Here is a 4,450-nt window from a genome sequence, read left to right as displayed (position 1 = left end):
CAATCGTGCCGATGTTGCAGTGCGGCTTGTTACGTTCGAACTTTTCCTTGGCCATTCTCTTCTCTCCGTCCCCTGAACAGGGGGCTTTGTCCTAGTGTTTCAGGGGGTGATTTAAGCGGAATACTTCTTGATCACTTCGTCGGCGACGTGTTGCGGCACCGGCTCGTAGTGGTCGTACTGCATGGTGAACTGGGCGCGGCCCTGCGACATCCCGCGAAGGGTGTTCACATAGCCGAACATGTTGGCCAGCGGCACGAAGGCGTTCACGACGGTGGCGTTGCCGCGCATGTCCTGACCCTGGATCATGCCGCGACGGCCGTTCAGGTCGCCGATGACCGAACCGAGGTAATCCTCGGGGGTCACGACCTCGACCGCCATGATCGGCTCGAGCAGCTTGGGCGCGCCCTTCTCCTTCAGTTCGCGGAAGGCGGCGCGGGCCGCGATTTCGAACGCCAGCACGCTGGAGTCGACGTCGTGGAACTTGCCGTCCGTCAGGGTCGCCTTGAAGTCGATCAGCGGGAAGCCGGCCAGAAGGCCGCCGTCCTTGATGGAGTTCAGACCCTTTTCCACGCCCGGGATGTATTCCTTGGGCACGGCGCCGCCGACGATCGAATTCTCGAACACGAAGCCCGAGCCGGGCTCGCCCGGTTCGAAGGTCAGCATGACGCGGGCGAACTGGCCCGTACCGCCGGTCTGCTTCTTGTGCGTGTAGTCGATGTCGACCTTGCGGCCGAGCGATTCACGGTAGGCGACCTGCGGCTGACCGATGGTCGCGTCGACCTTGTAGGTGCGGCGCAGGATGTCGATCTTGATGTCCAGGTGCAGCTCGCCCATCCCCTTGAGGATGGTCTGGCCCGACTCGTGGTCGGTCGAGACGGTGAACGAGGGATCCTCCGAGGCCAGCTTGGCCAGGGCGACGCCCAGCTTCTCCTGGTCGGCCTTGGTCTTGGGCTCGACCGAGATCTCGATCACCGGCGCCGGGAATTCCATCTTCTCGAGGATGACGGGCGACTTCAGGGGATCGCACAGGGTGTCGCCGGTGCGGGTGTCCTTCAGCCCGGCCAGGGCGACGATGTCGCCGGCGTAGGCTTCCTTGATGTCCTGACGGTCGTTGGAGTGCATCAGCAGCATGCGGCCGACGCGTTCCTTGCGGTCGCGGCTCGAGTTCAGCAGGCCCATGCCGGTTTCCATCTTGCCGGAATAGATGCGGCAGAAGGTCAGCGAGCCGACGAACGGGTCGTCCATGATCTTGAACGCCAGCACCGACAGCGGCTCGTCGTCCGAGGCGCGGCGCGTGATCGGCTCTTCGGTCTTGAAGTCGATGCCCGGGGTCGGCGGGATGTCCAGCGGCGACGGCAGATAGTCGACGACGGCGTCCAGCAGCGTCTGCACGCCCTTGTTCTTGAAGGCCGAGCCGCACAGGATCGGATAGAAGGCGCCGGTCAGCACAGCCTTGCGGATGCATTTCTTCAGCACTTCCAGCGAGGGCTCCTCGCCGTCCAGATAGGCCTGCATCGCCTCGTCATCGAGTTCGACGGCGTTGTCGATCAGGTACTGGCGAGCGGCGACGGCCTTGTCCATCAGGTCGGCCGGGATCGGGCCGACGGTGAAGTTGGCGCCCAGGGCGTCGTTGTCCCAGACCACCGAGTTCATGGCGACGATGTCGACCAGGCCCGACAGGGTGTTTTCCGAACCGATCGGGAACTGGATCGGCACGGCCTTGGCGCCCAGACGGTCGCGGATCGACTGCACCGAGGCGTCGAAGTCGGCGCCGATCTTGTCCATCTTGTTGACGAACACGATCCGCGGCACGCGGTATTTGTCGGCCTGGCGCCAGACGGTTTCGGTCTGCGGCTCGACGCCGGCGTTGCCGTCCAGCACCGCCACGGCGCCGTCGAGCACGCGCAGCGAACGCTCGACTTCAATGGTGAAGTCCACGTGGCCGGGGGTGTCGATGATGTTGAGGCGCTTGCCCTTCCAGTAGGCGGTCGTCGCGGCCGACGTGATGGTGATGCCGCGTTCCTGCTCCTGGTCCATCCAGTCCATGGTCGCGGCGCCGTCGTGGACTTCGCCGATCTTATGGTTCTTGCCGGTGTAGTACAGAATCCGCTCGGTCGTCGTCGTCTTGCCCGCATCGATGTGGGCCATGATGCCGAAGTTGCGGTAGTCCTCGATCTTGTTTTCGCGGGCCATGAGAAGCGTGCCTTGAAGTGAGTTCAGGACGCGTTTGGCGCCCTCGGGGAGATGTCGATCTGTGCGGATAAGCGGGCGCGGGCGATTTAGCTCAAACCGCCCGCGCCGGATAGTCTCAAGATAGGCGCCGAACAGGGCGCCTTGAAGGCGTTTACCAGCGGTAGTGGCTGAAGGCGCGGTTGGCTTCGGCCATCTTGTGGGTGTCTTCGCGCTTCTTGACCGCGGTGCCGCGGTTGTTCGAAGCGTCCAGCAGCTCGGCGGCCAGCTTTTCCGTCATGGTGTTCTCGCCACGCTTGCGCGCGGCGTTGACCAGCCAGCGGATGGCCAGGGCGCGGCGGCGATCGGGGCGAACCTCGACCGGCACCTGATAGGTGGCGCCGCCGACGCGACGCGAGCGGACTTCCACGGCCGGAGCCACATTGTCCAGGGCGGCGTGGAACGTAGCGACGGGCTCCTGTTCCTTCTTCTTGTCGGCCAGGATCTCGAAGGCGCCGTAGACGATGTTCTCGGCGACGGCCTTTTTGCCCTCGTACATGACGTAGTTCATGAACTTGGTGACGATCAGATCCTTGTATTTGGGATCCGGCAGAACTTCGCGCTTCTGTGCGCGGTGACGACGGGACATGGGCTTGGCCTTCTAAAGCGGTGTCGGACGGCCGGCGGAAGCCGGCGAATGGGAATGGGCGGTCGCTTACTTCGGACGCTTGGCGCCGTAGTGCGAACGGCGCTGCTTGCGGTCCTTGACGCCTTGCGTGTCGAGCACGCCGCGCAGGATGTGGTAGCGAACGCCGGGAAGGTCTTTCACGCGGCCGCCGCGGATCAGGACCACCGAGTGCTCCTGCAGATTGTGGCCCTCGCCGGGGATGTAGCACACGGCTTCGATGCCGGTGGTCAGGCGCACCTTGGCGACCTTACGAAGCGCCGAGTTGGGCTTCTTCGGGGTCGTCGTATAGACGCGGGTGCAGACGCCGCGGCGCTGCGGACAGCCCTTCAGGGCCGGAACCTTGTTACGGACCGGCTTGGGTTGGCGCGGCTTGCGGATCAGCTGGTTGATAGTCGGCATGGAGTCTCGGTTCTCTTCAATCGATGGAGGCGTGTGCCTTTCGGCCGGAGCGCCTCGGTGAGCCTTCTTTTCGGACGACGCCTGAACGCCGCCCCGGGTTTGATCTCGAGCCGGCAGCGCGACGTCCAAACGAAAAAACCGGAACGCGCGCTTCGGGCGTTCCGGCGGGCACAGCCCGTCCGCTCAATTGTCACGATCCCGGAACCCGGCGGACCGGGAACCTCGAAAGTGGGCGGCTTCTACGCGCGGGGGGGCTGAAGGTCAAGGGTGGCGGCGCTAAGGCGCGGCCCTCATCCCGCCGTCAGGCCCCATTACCGCCACGCTCGCCCCATCCTGTGCGCGTATGGCGGGTAGACAGCGATTTCGGGGGCCGGCGTGGGTGTGGCCCGCACGCGCCGAGCGCTGGCGCAAGCCGACGATCGTGGCCGTTTCCGTGCTCGGCCATGTCGCCATCTTCGCCTGGATCGGCCTGCGCTCCATGGGCCTGAGCATCCCGGGCCTGCTCCAGAGCGACCCGGAACCGGTCATCTATGTCGAGATGGCCCCTCGCCCGCTTCTGCCCGGCGAGGTGGCGCGCGTCCGACCGCCGCCGGAACGGGCGCAGGACGTCGCCGCCCCCGCCCCGCCCGGCTCGACGACGGCGCAGCCCGACCTCCCCTTCCACGACCCGACCGAGGACGAGGACAGCCCCGCCCCGCCGGTTACCCGGCTCGGCGCTCCGGCTCCGGGCGCCCCCGCGCCTCCGCCCGGCGTCGAGGGCTGGTCTGTGCGGCCCGAGAGCATGGGCGACCGCGTCGGGCGCGGGCTGCGCACCCGCGGGCCCGGCTGCGCCACGCCGGCCCTGCTGAGCGCCGCCGAGCGTGTCATCTGCAACGACCGTTTCGGCCAGCGCGCGGCCGCCGCCCGACCGATCGACGACAGCGCCGGCAGCCCCTTCGCCGCCGAGGGCGCCCGCCGCCTGGCCCAGTATGAGGCCCGCCGCCGTCCCCTGGCGGGCGGGGTCGGCGTGGTCGGCCCGCAGGACGGCGTCGGCTCTAATTTCGGCATAGGCGTCGCCGGGGCGCACCTCGACCCGTCGTTCCGCCCCGACTCGACGCAAAATATCCGCACCGACCGCCGGGATGGACCGCGGGAATAGCGCTAGAGCGTGGCCCGTTTTGTTGGAATCGGGATTCCCAAATCGGTGGTGATCTG

General features: G+C 66.5%; 4 protein-coding genes. 1 reads left to right on the top strand and 3 read right to left on the bottom strand.

What is annotated here, in order from left to right:
- Positions 1–111: 111 nt before the first annotated feature.
- From fusA to rpsL, 3 genes are all read right to left on the bottom strand, one after another.
- Positions 112–2,193: an elongation factor G gene (gene fusA / locus ACTIEW_RS15595; protein WP_439478817.1), complete on the bottom strand. Its 2,082-nt coding sequence runs from the start codon at positions 2,191–2,193 to the stop codon at positions 112–114.
- Positions 2,194–2,344: 151 nt separating this feature from the next.
- Positions 2,345–2,818 carry a 30S ribosomal protein S7 gene (gene rpsG, locus ACTIEW_RS15590; RefSeq protein ID WP_055832312.1) on the bottom strand — a complete coding sequence of 158 codons (474 nt, stop codon included), beginning with the start codon at positions 2,816–2,818 and terminating at the stop codon, positions 2,345–2,347.
- Between the two features lie 66 nt (positions 2,819–2,884).
- Entirely contained in the window at positions 2,885–3,256 is a 372-nt protein-coding gene (gene rpsL / locus ACTIEW_RS15585; RefSeq protein ID WP_055832311.1) for a 30S ribosomal protein S12, read from the bottom strand.
- 379 nt (positions 3,257–3,635) lie between these two features.
- On the opposite strand from rpsL, the gene ACTIEW_RS15580 reads away from it, so the two are divergent.
- The gene (locus tag ACTIEW_RS15580; RefSeq protein ID WP_439478816.1) at positions 3,636–4,394 is read left to right on the top strand and encodes a hypothetical protein; all 759 of its coding nucleotides are present in this window, start codon (positions 3,636–3,638) and stop codon (positions 4,392–4,394) included.
- The last annotated feature ends 56 nt before the right edge of the window (positions 4,395–4,450 follow it).

It is taken from the genome of Brevundimonas sp. (assembly GCF_051860745.1).
In the GTDB taxonomy this organism is placed as follows: Bacteria; Pseudomonadota; Alphaproteobacteria; order Caulobacterales; family Caulobacteraceae; genus Brevundimonas.
Note: the sequence above shows the minus strand (reverse complement) of the source record. Positions and strands in the feature narration are given on the sequence as shown.